The following is a 14,489-nucleotide window of genomic DNA, read 5'->3' as shown; positions in this document are numbered from 1 at the left end:
GGTGGATCTCGCAGTTCATGGCTAAGAAGCAAGGCGCCATTGAGATCGAGGGCACCGTGATCGAGTCTCTTCCGAACGCGATGTTCAAGGTCGAGCTGCAGAACGGTCACAAGGTCCTCGCGCACATCAGTGGCAAGATGCGCATGCACTACATCCGTATCCTGCCGGACGACCGGGTCGTGGTGGAGCTCAGCCCCTACGACCTCACGCGCGGCCGGATCGTCTACCGCTACAAGTAAGAACGTCAGATCTAGACCCGGAGAACCTGAACATGAAGGTCAAGCCGAGCGTCAAGAAGATCTGCGACAAGTGCAAGGTGATCCGCCGTCACGGCCGGGTCATGGTGATCTGCGACAACCTGCGCCACAAGCAGCGCCAGGGCTGATCTCTCCCCAGCATTTCTCGTAGTACTTCGCGCGACGCGACAACGTCATAAGCGGGCCACCCGATCCGTCCCAGGGACGGACTGCCGCCCCCGGTCAGAGGCCGGGGCTCCCTCACCGTGAGGTGTCGGAGTAGGTGGCACGCCAGACCTCTGAAGAACCACAGGAGCCATGAATGGCACGCCTCGCCGGCGTTGATCTCCCCCGTGAGAAGCGGATCGAGATCGCCCTCACCTACGTGTACGGCATCGGCCGTACCCGCGCCCAGCAGACCCTCGCCGAGACCGGCGTCAACCCGGATGTCCGCGTTCGCGACATCGCCGAGGACGACCTGGTCAAGCTGAGCCAGTACATCGACGCCAACTTCACGGTCGAGGGTGACCTCCGCCGCGAGGTGGCCGCCGACATCCGCCGCAAGGTCGAGATCGGCTGCTACGAGGGTCTGCGTCACCGCCGGGGCCTGCCGGTCCGCGGCCAGCGCACCCACACCAACGCGCGTACCCGCAAGGGCCCGCGTCGCGCGATCGCCGGTAAGAAGAAGCCGGGCAAGAAGTAGTCCGTCCCGTAACCGGACATCCCTCCGGCCCGCGGGTCAGCGGACCGACCACCTCAGTAGGAGAACAGACTTATGCCCCCCAAGGGTCGTCAGGCTGCCGGCGCGAAGAAGATCCGCCGCAAGGAAAAGAAGAACGTCGCTCACGGCCACGCGCACATCAAGAGCACGTTCAACAACACCATCGTTTCGATCACCGACCCGTCGGGCAACGTGATCTCCTGGGCCTCCGCCGGCCACGTCGGCTTCAAGGGCTCGCGCAAGTCCACCCCGTTCGCCGCGCAGATGGCCGCCGAGGCCGCTGCCCGTCGCGCGCAGGAGCACGGCATGCGCAAGGTCGACGTCTTCGTGAAGGGTCCGGGCTCCGGCCGCGAGACCGCGATCCGCTCGCTCCAGGCCACCGGCCTGGAGGTCGGCTCGATCCAGGACGTCACCCCCACCCCGCACAACGGCTGCCGTCCGCCGAAGCGCCGCCGCGTCTGACCCGTAGCCTCCTTCCGGGGAGGCCGTCGGGCACGCTGGTTCTGCTGTAAACCTCGTACGGGGTCCCGCTCGGTTGATTCGTCGCTGCGCGCGGGACCCCGTACGCTGGTTCTGTTCGGCATCAAATAGTGGGTGCCGAAGATCACTGGAGGATCTGAAAACATGCTGATCGCTCAGCGTCCCTCGCTGACCGAAGAGGTCGTCGACGAGTTCCGCTCGCGGTTCGTGATCGAGCCGCTGGAGCCGGGCTTCGGCTACACCCTCGGCAACTCTCTGCGTCGCACGCTCCTGTCGTCGATCCCGGGTGCCGCTGTCACCAGCATCCGCATCGACGGCGTCCTGCACGAGTTCACCACCGTGCCGGGCGTCAAGGAGGACGTCACCGACCTCATCCTCAACATCAAGCAGCTGGTCGTCTCCTCGGAGCACGACGAGCCGGTCGTGATGTACCTGCGCAAGCAGGGCCCGGGTGTGGTCACCGCCGCCGACATCGCGCCGCCGGCCGGTGTCGAGGTGCACAACCCCGAGCTGGTCCTCGCCACGCTGAACGGCAAGGGCAAGCTGGAGATGGAGCTGACCGTCGAGCGCGGTCGCGGCTACGTCTCCGCCGTGCAGAACAAGGCCTCCGGCCAGGAGATCGGCCGCATCCCGGTCGACTCGATCTACAGCCCCGTGCTGAAGGTCACCTACAAGGTCGAGGCCACCCGTGTCGAGCAGCGGACCGACTTCGACAAGCTGATCGTCGACGTCGAGACCAAGCCCGCCATGCGTCCGCGCGACGCCATGGCCTCGGCCGGCAAGACCCTGGTGGAGCTGTTCGGCCTCGCCCGCGAGCTGAACATCGACGCCGAGGGCATCGACATGGGCCCGTCCCCGACGGACGCCGCCCTGGCCGCCGACCTGGCGCTGCCGATCGAGGAGCTGGAGCTCACCGTCCGCTCCTACAACTGCCTCAAGCGCGAGGGCATCCACACCGTGGGTGAGCTCGTCGCCCGCTCCGAGGCCGACCTGCTCGACATCCGCAACTTCGGTGCGAAGTCGATCGACGAGGTCAAGGCGAAGCTGGCCGGCATGGGCCTGGCCCTCAAGGACAGCCCGCCCGGGTTCGACCCGACCGCCGCCGCCGACGCCTTCGGCGCCGACGACCTGGACGACGCGGGTTACGCGGAGACCGAGCAGTACTGAAAGACTTGACCGCGGGGGCGGTTCCCCGGAACCGCCCCCGCCGTCGTGAAAGCCGTGCGGGCACCGTGCCCGTACGCCCGCTGCGGTACCTGGTACGGCCGCAGTCGGAGATACGAGGAGTCATTCCATGCCGCGTCCCACCAAGGGTGCCCGCCTCGGCGGCGGCCCGCACCACGAGCCCCTGCTGCTCGCCGGTCTGGCCCGTGAGCTGTTCCAGTACGGCCGCATCACCACCACCGAGGCCAAGGCCCGCCGCCTGCGCCCGCTGGCGGAGAAGCTGATCACCAAGGCGAAGAAGGGCGACATCCACAACCGTCGCCTGGTGCGCAAGACCATCACCGACATCTCGGTGCTGCACACCCTCTTCACCGAGATCGCGCCGCGCTACGAGAACCGCCCGGGTGGCTACACCCGCATCACCAAGATCGGTCCCCGTCGTGGCGACAACGCCCCGATGGCCGTGATCGAGCTGGTCGAGGCGCTGACCGTCGCGCAGACCGCCGTCGGCGAGGCCGAGGCCGCCACCAAGCGTGCCGTCAAGGAGGCCGACGCCAAGGTCGAGGCCACCGAGGCCAAGGCCGACGAGGCCGAGGCCGCCGAGCAGGCCTGACACCGTTAGGTGTGCCGCGGGCCCGCTTCCCCATCCGTGGGGGAGCGGGCCCGTTCCTCATGTCCAGGGAGTGGAGAGCAGTGGTCAACGATTGCGCCGAGCGGCCGCCGGTCAAGGACGGCCCGGCGGACGGGTACGTCCGGATCCGGCTCGACCTCGCCTACCACGGCGCCGACTTCTCGGGCTGGGCCCGCCAGAAGGGCGGCCGGCGGACGGTCCAGGAGGAGATCGAGACCGCCCTGCAGGTCGTCACCCGCAGCTCCGAGCTCTTCCCGCTCACCGTGGCCGGGCGCACCGACGCCGGCGTGCACGCCCGCGGCCAGGTCGCCCACGTCGACCTGCCGGCCGAGCTCTGGGCCCAGCACGGCGAGAAGCTGCTCCGCCGGCTGGCCGGGCGGCTGCCCGGCGACGTCCGGATCTACCGGGCGGCCGAGGCCCCGGCCGGCTTCGACGCCCGCTTCTCGGCGATCTGGCGCCGGTACGCCTACCGGGTCGCCGACCACCCCGGCGGCGTCGACCCGCTGCTGCGCGGCCACGTGCTCTGGCACGACCGGCCGCTCGACCTGGAGAGGATGAACGCCGCCGCGCGGCTGCTGCTCGGCGAGCACGACTTCGCCGCGTACTGCAAGAAGCGCGAGGGCGCGACCACCATCCGCACCCTGCTGGAGCTGCGCTGGGACCGCGTCCCGGTCGACGCCTACGCCGCCCAGGAGGGCTCGCTCGCGGTCGCCACCGTCCGGGCCGACGCCTTCTGCCACAACATGGTGCGGGCGCTGGTCGGCGCGATGCTGCTGGTCGGCGACGGCCACCGGCCGGTGGAGTTCCCCGGCGAGGTGCTGGCCGGCGGCGTGCGCAACTCCGCCGTCAACGTGATCCGGCCGTACGGGCTGACGCTGGAGGAGGTCGGCTACCCGGCGGACGACCGGCTCGCCGAGCGCAGCCGGGCCGCCCGCCGGATGCGCACCCTGCCGGGCGCCGCCCCCGTCGGCGGTCCCGCCGCCGCCCCCGTCGGCGGTCCGGAGCCGGCCGTCGATTAATCGGTTTTGGTCCGGGGCGGCGGCTTGGGACAATCGCCCCCATGGGACACGTCGAGATTTCGCACCTGGAGTACTACCTGCCGGACGGGCGGGTGCTGTTCGACGACGCGTCCTTCCGGGTGGGGGAGGGCGCGGCGGTCGCGCTGGTGGGCGCCAACGGCGCCGGCAAGACCACCCTGCTGCGCATGATCGCGGGCGACCTCCAGCCGCACGGCGGCTCGGTGACGATCAGCGGCGGGCTCGGCGTGATGCGCCAGTTCGTCGGCACCACCGGCCGCGAGGGCAAGCAGCCGGACGAGGACCGGCAGGGCCCGGCCCCGCTGCCCGCCGACGCCTCGGTGCGCGACCTGCTGGTCTCGGTCGCCCCCGAGCGGATCGCCAAGGCCGCCCGCGCGGTCGACGCCGCCGAGCTGGCGATGATCGCCCAGGACGACGAGAAGACCCAGATGGCGTACGCCCAGGCGCTCTCCGACTGGGCCGACGTCGGCGGCTACGACTACGAGACCGACTGGGACGTCTGCACCGTGGCGGCCCTCGGCGTGGCCTTCGACAAGGCCCAGTGGCGCGGTCTGAACACGCTCTCCGGCGGCGAGCAGAAGCGGCTCGTCCTGGAGGCGCTGCTGCGCGGCCCCGAGGAGGTGCTGCTCCTCGACGAGCCGGACAACTACCTGGACGTCCCGGGCAAGCGCTGGCTGGAGGAGGCCATCAAGGCCACCCCGAAGACCGTGCTGTTCATCTCGCACGACCGCGAGCTGCTCTCCCGCACCGCCGAGAAGATCATCAGCGTCGAGTCCGGCGCGGCCGGTTCCAGCGTCTGGGTGCACGGCGGCGGCTTCGACTCCTTCCACGAGGCCCGCAAGGCCCGCTTCGAGCGGTTCGAGGAGCTGCGCCGCCGCTGGGACGAGGAGCACGCCAAGCTCAAGAAGCTGGTCGTCACCCTGCGCCAGGCCGCCTCGGTCAGCCACGACATGGCCTCCCGCTACTCGGCCGCGCAGACCAGGCTCAAGAAGTTCGAGGACGCCGGCCCGCCGGAGGCGCCGCCGCGCGAGCAGAGCATCACCATGCGGCTCAAGGGCGGGCGCACCGGCGTACGGGCGTTCACCATGGAGCGGCTGGAGCTCACCGGCCTGATGCAGCCCTTCGACCTGGAGGTCTTCTACGGCGAGCGGATCGGCGTGCTCGGGGCGAACGGCGCCGGCAAGTCGCACCTGCTGCGGCTGCTCGCCGGCGACGACACGGTCGCCCACACCGGCGGCTGGAAGCTCGGCGCCCGGGTGGTTCCCGGCCACTTCCGGCAGACCCACGCCCACCCGGAGCTGCTCGGCCGCACGGTCCGCTCGATCATCGAGGAGGAGCACGCGCTCAGCCGCGGCGCCGCGATGGGCGCGCTGCGCCGCTACGAGCTGGACCGGCAGGAGGAGCAGAAGTTCGAGTCGCTCTCCGGCGGGCAGCAGGCCCGGCTGATGATCCTCAAGCTGGAGCTGTCCGGCGTCACCGCGCTGCTGCTCGACGAGCCGACCGACAACCTGGACCTGGAGAGCGCCGAGGCGCTGCAGGCCGGCCTGGAGGCCTTCGACGGCACCGTGATGTGCGTGACGCACGACCGCTGGTTCGCGAAGACCTTCGACCGCTTCCTGGTGTTCGGGGCCGACGGCCGGGTCTACGAGTCCGCCGAGCCGGTCTGGGACGTCACCCGGGTCGAACGGGACCGCTGAGGGCGGATCGTCGGGCGATTTTGACCGTCCCCCCGCCTCCCGGTAACCTGGGCGCTTGATGTGCGTATTGGCTCGCTCTATCTCACGTGAGAGGTCGGTACGCCGGAGACATCGGGTCGATGACCAGCGGCTCCCCCTTGAATTGCGTCCAAGGCGGCCAGGCTGATCCCTCCTCCAGGTGCTCCTGTCAGGACTCACTCACTGAAAAGCGAAGGCTACGACCGTGCGTACGTACAGCCCCAAGCCCGGCGACGTCCAGCGTCAGTGGCACGTCATCGACGCGACCGACGTCGTGCTCGGCCGCCTGGCCTCCCAGGCCGCCAACCTCCTCCGGGGCAAGCACAAGGCGATCTACGCGCCGCACGTTGACACTGGTGACTTCGTCATCATCATCAACGCGGACAAGGTGCACCTGTCGGGTAACAAGAAGACCCAGAAGCTGGCGTACCGCCACAGCGGCTTCCCGGGCGGTCTCCGCTCGGTCCGCTACGACGACCTCCTGGCCAACAACCCGGAGAAGGCCGTCGAGAAGGCCATCAAGGGCATGATCCCCAAGAACAGCCTGGGCCGTCAGATGCTCTCCAAGCTGAAGGTCTACTCGGGCGACCAGCACCCGCACGCTGCCCAGCAGCCGGTGCCGTTCGAGATCACCCAGGTCGCGCAGTAATTCCGGCCACCAAGCCCCCCATCACTGAAAAGAGCTGAGGAACACCGTGGCCGAGACCACCGAAACCCTTGAGGTCGACTTCGACGAGAACGTCGTCGAGGGCGAGTACACCTCCGAGGAGAGCTACACCTCCGAGTCCCTGGCCGGCCGCTTCGGCGAGGCCGTCCCCGGCGCCGGCCTCGGCCGTCGCAAGGAGGCGATCGCCCGCGTGCGCATCGTCCCGGGCACCGGGCAGTGGAAGATCAACGGTCGCACCCTGGAGAACTACTTCCCCAACAAGGTGCACCAGCAGACCGTCAACGAGCCCTTCAAGCTCCTGGAGCTTGACGGCCGTTACGACGTCGTCGCCCGCATCACCGGCGGCGGCGTGTCCGGCCAGGCCTACGCGCTGCGCCTCGGCGTGGCCCGTGCCCTGAACGAGGCCGACGTGGACAACAACCGCGGCGCCCTCAAGAAGGCCGGCTTCCTGACCCGTGACGCCCGCGCCGTCGAGCGCAAGAAGGCCGGTCTGAAGAAGGCCCGCAAGGCGCCGCAGTACAGCAAGCGCTAATTGTGCCCCCGGGGGTGCGTACCGCCCTGGTGGTGCACGCCCCCGGATGCGCTCTACACGCCCCGGAGTACCCCGTGTACTCCGGGGCGTTGTGTTCCCCGGCCATTGTGCGGAGCCCGGGGATTCGATCGGATTCACTGCAAGGCATTGCGGCGATGGAGGACGGGACAGTGGGACGACTCTTCGGTACGGACGGCGTGCGCGGTGTGGCCAACGAGGGACTGACGGCGGAGCTGGCGCTCGGCCTGTCGGTCGCGGCGGCGCACGTGCTCGGTGAGGCGGGGGCCTTCGACGGCCACCGGCCGGTCGCGGTGGTCGGCCGCGATCCGCGTGCCTCGGGCGAGTTCCTGGAGGCCGCGGTCATCGCCGGCCTGGCCAGCGCGGGTGTCGACGTCCTGAGGGTCGGCGTGCTGCCCACCCCCGCGGTGGCGTACCTCACCGGCGCGCTCGGCGCCGACTTCGGCGTGATGCTCTCCGCCAGCCACAACGCCATGCCGGACAACGGCATCAAGTTCCTCGCCCGCGGCGGCCACAAGCTGGACGACCGGATCGAGGACGCCGTCGAGGCCCACTACCGCAAGCACGCGGCGGGCGGCGAGGACTGGAACCGTCCGACCGGCGCGGCCGTCGGCCGGGTCCGCGAGTACACCGAGGGCTTCGACAAGTACGTCGCCCACCTCATCGGCGTGCTGCCCAACCGCCTGGACGGCATCCGCGTCGTCATCGACGGCGCGCACGGCGCGGCCGCCTACGTCGCCCCCGAGGCCTTCGCCCGGGCCGGCGCCGAGGTCGTGCACACCCTGGGCGCCGAGCCCACCGGCCTCAACATCAACGACGGCGTCGGCTCCACCCACCTGGACCGGCTGCGCGTCGCCATGCGCGAGCACGCGGCCGACCTCGGCATCGCCCTGGACGGCGACGCCGACCGCTGCCTGGCCGCCGACGCGGAGGGCAACGAGGTCGACGGCGACCAGATCATCGCGATCCTGGCCGTCGCCATGAAGGAGGCCGGCACGCTGCGCCGGAACACCGCGGTCGCCACCGTGATGTCCAACCTGGGCTTCAAGCTCGCCATGGAGCGCGAGGGCGTCGACCTCGTCGAGACCGCCGTCGGCGACCGCTACGTGCTGGAGGCGATGAAGGAGCACGGCTTCGCGCTGGGCGGCGAGCAGTCCGGCCACGTCATCCTGCTGGACCACGCGACCACCGGCGACGGCACGCTGACCGGCCTGATGCTGGGCGCCCGGCTGGCGGCGACCAAGCAGCCGCTGGCCGACCTGGCCGCCGTGATGACCCGGCTGCCGCAGGTGCTGATCAACGTCAAGGGCGTCGACAAGGCCCGGGTCGGGACCTGCGAGGAGCTGTCCGCCGCGGTCGCCGCGGCCGAGGCCGAGCTGGGTGCCACCGGCCGGGTCCTGCTGCGCCCGTCGGGCACCGAGCCGCTCGTCCGGGTGATGGTCGAGGCGGCCGACGAGGTGCAGGCGCAGTCCGTCGCGGAGACGCTGGCCGCGGCGGTCCGCACCTACCTGGGCTGACCGGTCCCGCAACGGTCGGGCCCCCGCCGCGCACGCGCGGCGGGGGCCTTCCCGTCGTCCGCTCAGAGCTTGCGCAGCAGCGCCCGGCGGACCTTGTGGTCCGCGCCCTTCTGCAGGATCAGGGTGGCCCGGCCGCGGGTCGGCAGCACGTTCTCCAGCAGGTTGGGCCGGTTGATGGTGCGCCAGACCTGGCGGCCGTACTCCATCGCCTCCTCCTCCGGCACCTCGGTGAAGCGGCGGAAGTACGAGTTCGGGTCCTGGAAGGCGGTCCGGCGCAGCTTGCGGAACCGGTCCAGGTACCAGCTCTCGATGTCGTCGGTGCGGGCGTCGACGTAGATGGAGAAGTCGAAGTAGTCGGCCACCGCCAGGCGGGTGCGGCCGTCGGTGCCGGGCAGGGCCGGCTGGAGCACGTTCAGGCCCTCGACGATGAGGATGTCCGGGCGCTCCACGGTGAGCCGCTGCTCCGGCACGATGTCGTACACCAGGTGCGAGTAGACCGGCGCGGTGACCCGGTCCTTGCCGGCCTTCACGTCGGCGACGAAGCGCATCAGCGCCCGGCGGTCGTAGGACTCGGGGAAGCCCTTGCGCGCCATCAGGCCGCGCCGGCGCAGTTCGGCGTTGGGCAGCAGGAAGCCGTCGGTGGTGACCAGCTCGACCCGGGGGTGCTCCGGCCAGCGGGCCAGCAGCGCCTGCAGCAGGCGGGCGGTGGTGGACTTGCCGACCGCGACCGAGCCGGCCACGCCGATGATGAACGGCGTGCGGGTGCGCTCGGTGTCCGGGGTGTCCAGGAAGGTGCCCAGGGCGCCGCGCAGCTCGTGCGTGGCGTGGATGTAGAGGTTCAGCAGCCGGGAGAGCGGCAGGTAGACGTCCCGGACCTCGTCGAGGTCGAGGGCGGTGCCGAGACCGCGCAGCCGTTCCACCTCCTCGGCGGTCAGCGGCAGCGGCGTACGCTCGCGCAGCGCGCTCCACTCGGCACGGCTCAGGTCAACGTAAGGGGACGGTGACGGGCCGGGCGTGGTGTCGCCCCGCGTACAGAGTTCGGTCAGCACATGCTCCATTGTGAGCCGTAGCGCCGTTCGGGGTGGTTGTGGTGTCGGTCACGGCCTGCGGGCGAACCGTGCGAATGGGGTGTTCGGAGCGCCCTTATGCTGGCACGCATGTGCGGAATTGTTGGATACGTGGGCGCCCAGCCCGCCCTTGACGTAGTAATCGCAGGCCTGCAGCGACTGGAGTACCGGGGTTACGACTCGGCCGGTGTCGCGGTGCAGGTGCAGGGCTCCGACGGGCAGTGGAGCCTGGCCACCGACAAGCGGGCCGGCAAGCTCGCGAACCTGGAGAAGTCGCTCGCCGAGACCCCTCTTCCCGGCGGCACCACCGGCATCGGCCACACCCGCTGGGCCACCCACGGCGGCCCGACGGACGCCAATGCCCACCCCCATCTGGACGACGCCGCCCGGGTGGCGGTCGTCCACAACGGCATCATCGAGAACTTCGCCCAGCTCCGGGCCGAGCTGGCCGAGCGCGGCCACACGCTGCGCTCGGAGACCGACACCGAGGTCGTCGCGCACCTGCTCGGCGAGGTGTACGAGGGCGACCTGGCCGAGGCCATGCGCGTCGTCTGCCGCCGCCTCGACGGTGCGTTCACCCTCGTCGCGGTGCACGCCGACGCGCCCGACGTGGTGGTCGGCGCCCGCCGCAACTCGCCGCTGGTGGTCGGGCGCGGCGAGGGCGAGAACTTCCTCGCCTCCGACGTGGCCGCGTTCATCGCGCACACCCGCGAGGCGATCGAGCTGGGCCAGGACCAGGTCGTCGAGCTGCGCCGGGACGGGGTGACCGTCACCAACTTCGACGGCACCGAGGCCGACGTGCGCGAGTACCACGTCGACTGGGACGCCTCGGCCGCCGAGAAGGGCGGCTACGACTACTTCATGCTCAAGGAGATCGCCGAGCAGCCGAAGGCCGTCGCCGACACCCTCCTCGGCCGGATCGGCACCGACGGCCGGCTCACCCTCGACGAGCTGCGGATCTCCGACGCAGACCTGCGCTCGGTCGACAAGGTCGTCATCGTCGCCTGCGGCACCGCGTTCCACGCCGGCATGATCGCCAAGTACGCGATCGAGCACTGGACCCGGATCCCGTGCGAGGTGGAGGTCGCCTCCGAGTTCCGCTACCGCGACCCGATCATGGGGCCGGGCACGCTGGTCATCGCCATCTCGCAGTCCGGCGAGACCATGGACACCCTGATGGCGCTGCGGCACGCGCGCGAGCAGGGCGCCAAGGTGCTGGCGATCTGCAACACCAACGGCTCGACCATCCCGCGCGAGTCGGACGCGGTGCTGTACACCCACGCCGGCCCGGAGGTGGCCGTCGCCTCCACCAAGGCGTTCCTGACCCAGCTGGTCGCCTGCTACCTGGTGGCGCTGTACCTGGGCCAGGTGCGCGGCACCAAGTGGGGCGACGAGATCCTCGCCGTCATCAAGGAGCTCGGCGACGCGCCGAAGCAGGTCGAGCAGGTGCTGGAGACCATGGAGCCGGTGCGCGAGCTGGCCCGCTCCCTGGCGGACGCGCGCTCGGTGCTGTTCCTGGGCCGGCACGTCGGCTTCCCGGTGGCCCTGGAGGGCGCGCTCAAGCTCAAGGAGCTCGCCTACATGCACGCCGAGGGCTTCGCGGCCGGCGAGCTCAAGCACGGGCCGATCGCGCTGATCGAGGAGGGTCTGCCGGTCGTGGTCGTCGTGCCGTCGCCGCGCGGGCGCTCGATCCTGCACGACAAGATCGTCTCCAACATCCAGGAGATCCGGGCCCGCGGTGCGCGGACCATCGTGATCGCGGAGGAGGGCGACGAGGCGGTCGTCCCCTACGCCGACCACCTGATCCGCATCCCGGTCACGCCGACCCTGCTCCAGCCGCTGGTCTCCACCGTGCCGCTCCAGGTCTTCGCCTGCGAGCTCGCCACGGCCAAGGGCCACGAGGTCGACCAGCCCCGCAACCTCGCGAAGTCGGTCACCGTCGAGTAGTCCCGTCCCGCTCCGTCCCGGTGCCCCTGCGGTGGCTGCGTCCTACCGCAGGGGCGCCGTGTCGAGCGTGAACGAGAACGGCGCGGGCAGGTCGATCGACTTGCCGAACTCGACCTTGCTCTGGGTGATGTAGTCGTCCTCCTCGGGGTTGGTGAACAGGGTGACCGTGCCTTCGCTGCGGTCGATCAGCAGATAGCAGGGGATTCCCGCAGCGGCGTAGCCCCTGCGCTTGGGCTCGCGGTCCTTGTGCGGGTTGATGGAGGTGACCTCGAAGACGAGTAGGACGTCTCCCGCCGAGGCCCAGGAATCCATATGGTCGAATTGGTCGGCCGGGACGACTGTGCCATCAGGGATGAACCGGCCGTTGGGAGTGATCAGGCCCTTGACGCCTGCGACATCCAGATCGATCGCAGCACTCCGAAAGAACTGTTTGGCGAGCTTCGAGACGGCGCCCTCGTGCTGTCCGTCCGGTGGCGGCGTCACGACGATCTCTCCTTCGATGAATTCGGCCTTGCTACCCAACGGGGTGTCCAGCTCCAGGAACGCCTGGAGGAGGCTGTCCTCGCCCAACGGGTGCTCGACTGCCGGCATGGCGACCATGGCCCTTCTCCCTCCTGTGGGTCCGTGCCGAGCCACACGGTAGGCATCCGGACCGACACCGGCGGGGGATCGAAGTGGTTGTCACTCGAAAGTGTGCCGCAGGCCAGGCTCCCGCGGGCCGGTGACGCGGGCTAGCGTCGGCGGTAGCCGACCGCTGAAGGAGTCCCCGCATGCGCCACGCCCATCGCGTCGAAGTCGTTCGTGCCGCCGAGGCCGCGCTGATGGCCCGGCTCCCCGAGGGGACGCTGATGCAGCGGGCCGCCGTCGGGCTCGCCGCGACCTGTGCGCGGCTGCTGACCCGCCGTCGTGGGCGGGTGTACGGCGGCCGGGTGGTGGTGCTGGCGGGCAGCGGGGACAACGGGGGCGACGCGCTGTACGCCGGTGCGGCGCTGGCGCGGCGCGGGGCGCGGGTGTCGGCGGTGCTGCTCGCCCCCTCGCGGGCGCACGCCGCGGGGCTGGCGGCGCTGCGGGCGGCCGGCGGGCGGGTGGTGCTGGAGCAGGAAGTCGGGCTGGCCGACTTCTCGCGCGCGGACCTGGTGCTGGACGGCATCGTCGGCATCGGCGGGAAGGGCGGACTGCGGCCGGAGGCGCAGCCGTACGCGCGTGCGGGGCGTGCGGGGGTGGTGGTGGCCGTCGACGTGCCCAGCGGGGTGGACGCGGACACCGGTGAGGTCGCGGGTGCGGCGCTGCGGGCGGATGTGACGGTCTGCTTCGGCACGTACAAGCCCGGGCTGCTGATCGATCCGGGTGCCTCGTACGCCGGGGCGGTGCAGTTGGTGGGGATCGGGCTGGAGCTGCCGGAGGCCGAGGTCGCGGCGCTGCAGCACGCGGACGTGGCCGGGCTGCTGCCGGTGCCGGGGGCGGAGAGCGACAAGTACCGGCGCGGGGTGGTCGGGGTGGCGGCCGGGTCGGCCCGCTACCCGGGGGCGGCGCTGCTCGCGGTCGCCGGGGCGCTGCGCGGTGGCGCGGGCGCGGTGCGGTACGTCGGGACGGCGGCCGAGGAGGTGGTGCGGCGGTTCCCGGAGGCGCTGGTCACCGAGGGCGGGCCGGCCGGGGCGGGGCGGGTGCAGGCGTGGGTGGTCGGGCCGGGCGGCGGCGAGGGGGCCGAGCGGGCGCTCGCCGAGGCGCTGGCCGCCGATGTGCCGGTGCTGGTCGACGCGGACGGGCTGACCGAGCTGGCCCGGCTCGGGCCGGGTGCGCTGGCGGGGCGGACGGCGCCGACGCTGCTCACCCCGCACACGGGGGAGGCGGCCCGGCTGCTCGCCGGGGCGGCGGACGGCAAGGACGGTGCGGACGCCCGGCCGCCGGCCGCCGACGAGCTGGCGGCCGCCCGGCTGGGCACGGCGCGGCGGCTCGCGGCGGCGTACCGGGCGACGGTGCTGCTGAAGGGCTCGACCACGGTGGTCGCCGATCCGGGCGGCGCCGTACGGGTGAATCCGACCGGCACCTCCTGGCTGGCGACGGCGGGCAGCGGGGACGTCCTGGCCGGCCTGGCGGGCTCGCTGCTCGCCGCGGGCCGCTCCCCGCTGGACGCGGCCTCGGTGGCCGCCTACCTGCACGGTCTCGCCGCCCGCCACGTCGCCGGCGCGCCCGGCGCGCCCGTCACCGCCCTGGAGGTGGCGGCCGCCCTCTCCGCCGCCTGGAACGACGTCCGCTCCGCCGCGGCGGAGCCGGAGCCGGGCGCCTAGGAATATGCAGACCGGTCTACAGACTCCCGGGAGCAGGAAGTCGGCCCGGCCGACTTCCTGCTCCCGCGCGGGCGGCGCGCCCCGGGCTGAATCGGTAGACCGGTCTGCATATTCCGCCGCGCGCCGCCATCGCGGGCGGCGTGCGGCCGCGGCTGTGTGGAGTGGGAAGTCGGACCCGCCGACTTTCCGCTCCGGCCGGGGCGCTGCCCGGGGCGGGAGGGTGACCGGGGCGGCACGGAGCGGCTTGGGGCGGCTTGGGGCGGCATGGGGCCGCGCGGCACCCGAGGACGGTGAGCGGTGGCGGGCCCTGTGGAGTGGGGAGTGGGCCAGGGCCGCATACCACACCCGGGGGGCCGATAGTGTCCCGGGGGGATATTTAGGGTGGTGCCGGGGGGGGGGGTGTTTTAAAAAAAAAAAATACCCACACACCACACAAAAAAAGGGTTTTAGGAGGGAGGGGGTTTGATGG

At 71.3% G+C, this 14,489-nt stretch carries 15 protein-coding genes; 13 read left to right on the top strand and 2 right to left on the bottom strand.

The window, feature by feature from the left end; all coding sequences use genetic code 11:
• Positions 1-17: 17 nt before the first annotated feature.
• The 11 genes from infA (at position 18) to glmM (ending at position 8,718) form a co-directional block, all read left to right on the top strand.
• Positions 18-239: a translation initiation factor IF-1 gene (infA, locus tag ACFC0B_RS14445; protein ID WP_003956442.1), complete on the top strand. Its 222-nt coding sequence runs from the start codon at positions 18-20 to the stop codon at positions 237-239.
• Positions 240-271: 32 nt separating this feature from the next.
• Positions 272-385 carry a 50S ribosomal protein L36 gene (gene rpmJ, locus ACFC0B_RS14440; RefSeq protein ID WP_003956441.1) on the top strand — a complete coding sequence of 38 codons (114 nt, stop codon included), beginning with the start codon at positions 272-274 and terminating at the stop codon, positions 383-385.
• A 173-nt stretch (positions 386-558) separates the two neighbouring features.
• On the top strand, positions 559-939 hold the full coding sequence (rpsM, locus tag ACFC0B_RS14435; protein WP_030300422.1) for a 30S ribosomal protein S13: 381 nt from the start codon (positions 559-561) through the stop codon (positions 937-939).
• A gap of 72 nt (positions 940-1,011) precedes the next feature.
• Entirely contained in the window at positions 1,012-1,419 is a 408-nt protein-coding gene (gene rpsK, locus ACFC0B_RS14430; RefSeq protein WP_014136257.1) for a 30S ribosomal protein S11, read from the top strand.
• 162 nt (positions 1,420-1,581) lie between these two features.
• Positions 1,582-2,604 carry a DNA-directed RNA polymerase subunit alpha gene (locus ACFC0B_RS14425; protein WP_030055844.1) on the top strand — a complete coding sequence of 341 codons (1,023 nt, stop codon included), beginning with the start codon at positions 1,582-1,584 and terminating at the stop codon, positions 2,602-2,604.
• Between the two features lie 127 nt (positions 2,605-2,731).
• Positions 2,732-3,214 carry a 50S ribosomal protein L17 gene (gene rplQ, locus ACFC0B_RS14420; protein ID WP_376086143.1) on the top strand — a complete coding sequence of 161 codons (483 nt, stop codon included), beginning with the start codon at positions 2,732-2,734 and terminating at the stop codon, positions 3,212-3,214.
• Between the two features lie 80 nt (positions 3,215-3,294).
• A complete protein-coding gene (gene truA / locus ACFC0B_RS14415) occupies positions 3,295-4,251 on the top strand; it encodes a tRNA pseudouridine(38-40) synthase TruA (protein WP_376086141.1) in 957 nt (318 codons plus the stop codon).
• 41 nt (positions 4,252-4,292) lie between these two features.
• Positions 4,293-5,966: an ABC-F family ATP-binding cassette domain-containing protein gene (locus tag ACFC0B_RS14410; protein WP_376086139.1), complete on the top strand. Its 1,674-nt coding sequence runs from the start codon at positions 4,293-4,295 to the stop codon at positions 5,964-5,966.
• Between the two features lie 223 nt (positions 5,967-6,189).
• Positions 6,190-6,633: a 50S ribosomal protein L13 gene (rplM, locus tag ACFC0B_RS14405; protein ID WP_030055846.1), complete on the top strand. Its 444-nt coding sequence runs from the start codon at positions 6,190-6,192 to the stop codon at positions 6,631-6,633.
• A 46-nt stretch (positions 6,634-6,679) separates the two neighbouring features.
• Entirely contained in the window at positions 6,680-7,183 is a 504-nt protein-coding gene (gene rpsI / locus ACFC0B_RS14400; protein WP_376086137.1) for a 30S ribosomal protein S9, read from the top strand.
• A gap of 170 nt (positions 7,184-7,353) precedes the next feature.
• Positions 7,354-8,718 carry a phosphoglucosamine mutase gene (gene glmM, locus ACFC0B_RS14395; RefSeq protein ID WP_376086135.1) on the top strand — a complete coding sequence of 455 codons (1,365 nt, stop codon included), beginning with the start codon at positions 7,354-7,356 and terminating at the stop codon, positions 8,716-8,718.
• 62 nt (positions 8,719-8,780) lie between these two features.
• Here glmM and coaA read toward each other — a convergent pair whose 3' ends face one another.
• Positions 8,781-9,776: a type I pantothenate kinase gene (gene coaA / locus ACFC0B_RS14390; protein WP_376086134.1), complete on the bottom strand. Its 996-nt coding sequence runs from the start codon at positions 9,774-9,776 to the stop codon at positions 8,781-8,783.
• Positions 9,777-9,875: 99 nt separating this feature from the next.
• Here coaA and glmS point away from each other — a divergent pair, with 99 nt between their 5' ends.
• Positions 9,876-11,732, top strand: coding sequence for a glutamine--fructose-6-phosphate transaminase (isomerizing) (glmS, locus tag ACFC0B_RS14385; RefSeq protein WP_376086133.1), 1,857 nt, complete (start codon positions 9,876-9,878; stop codon positions 11,730-11,732).
• A gap of 42 nt (positions 11,733-11,774) precedes the next feature.
• Here glmS and ACFC0B_RS14380 read toward each other — a convergent pair whose 3' ends face one another.
• Positions 11,775-12,332 carry a Uma2 family endonuclease gene (locus ACFC0B_RS14380; protein WP_376086132.1) on the bottom strand — a complete coding sequence of 186 codons (558 nt, stop codon included), beginning with the start codon at positions 12,330-12,332 and terminating at the stop codon, positions 11,775-11,777.
• A gap of 170 nt (positions 12,333-12,502) precedes the next feature.
• Here ACFC0B_RS14380 and ACFC0B_RS14375 point away from each other — a divergent pair, with 170 nt between their 5' ends.
• On the top strand, positions 12,503-14,020 hold the full coding sequence (locus ACFC0B_RS14375; protein ID WP_376086131.1) for an NAD(P)H-hydrate dehydratase: 1,518 nt from the start codon (positions 12,503-12,505) through the stop codon (positions 14,018-14,020).
• The last annotated feature ends 469 nt before the right edge of the window (positions 14,021-14,489 follow it).

The organism is Kitasatospora sp. NPDC056184 (genome assembly GCF_042268405.1).
Classification (GTDB): domain Bacteria; phylum Actinomycetota; class Actinomycetes; order Streptomycetales; family Streptomycetaceae; genus Kitasatospora.
This window is presented reverse-complemented; position numbering and strand designations above follow the sequence as displayed.

Coding starts and splice junctions, on each gene's coding strand:
- infA (WP_003956442.1), top strand. CDS start 18: ATGGCTAAGAAGCAAGGCGCCATTGAGATCGAGGGCACCGTGATCGAG.
- rpmJ (WP_003956441.1), top strand. CDS start 272: ATGAAGGTCAAGCCGAGCGTCAAGAAGATCTGCGACAAGTGCAAGGTG.
- rpsM (WP_030300422.1), top strand. CDS start 559: ATGGCACGCCTCGCCGGCGTTGATCTCCCCCGTGAGAAGCGGATCGAG.
- rpsK (WP_014136257.1), top strand. CDS start 1,012: ATGCCCCCCAAGGGTCGTCAGGCTGCCGGCGCGAAGAAGATCCGCCGC.
- ACFC0B_RS14425 (WP_030055844.1), top strand. CDS start 1,582: ATGCTGATCGCTCAGCGTCCCTCGCTGACCGAAGAGGTCGTCGACGAG.
- rplQ (WP_376086143.1), top strand. CDS start 2,732: ATGCCGCGTCCCACCAAGGGTGCCCGCCTCGGCGGCGGCCCGCACCAC.
- ACFC0B_RS14410 (WP_376086139.1), top strand. CDS start 4,293: ATGGGACACGTCGAGATTTCGCACCTGGAGTACTACCTGCCGGACGGG.
- coaA (WP_376086134.1), bottom strand. CDS start 9,776: ATGGAGCATGTGCTGACCGAACTCTGTACGCGGGGCGACACCACGCCC.
- glmS (WP_376086133.1), top strand. CDS start 9,876: ATGTGCGGAATTGTTGGATACGTGGGCGCCCAGCCCGCCCTTGACGTA.
- ACFC0B_RS14380 (WP_376086132.1), bottom strand. CDS start 12,332: ATGGTCGCCATGCCGGCAGTCGAGCACCCGTTGGGCGAGGACAGCCTC.
- ACFC0B_RS14375 (WP_376086131.1), top strand. CDS start 12,503: ATGCGCCACGCCCATCGCGTCGAAGTCGTTCGTGCCGCCGAGGCCGCG.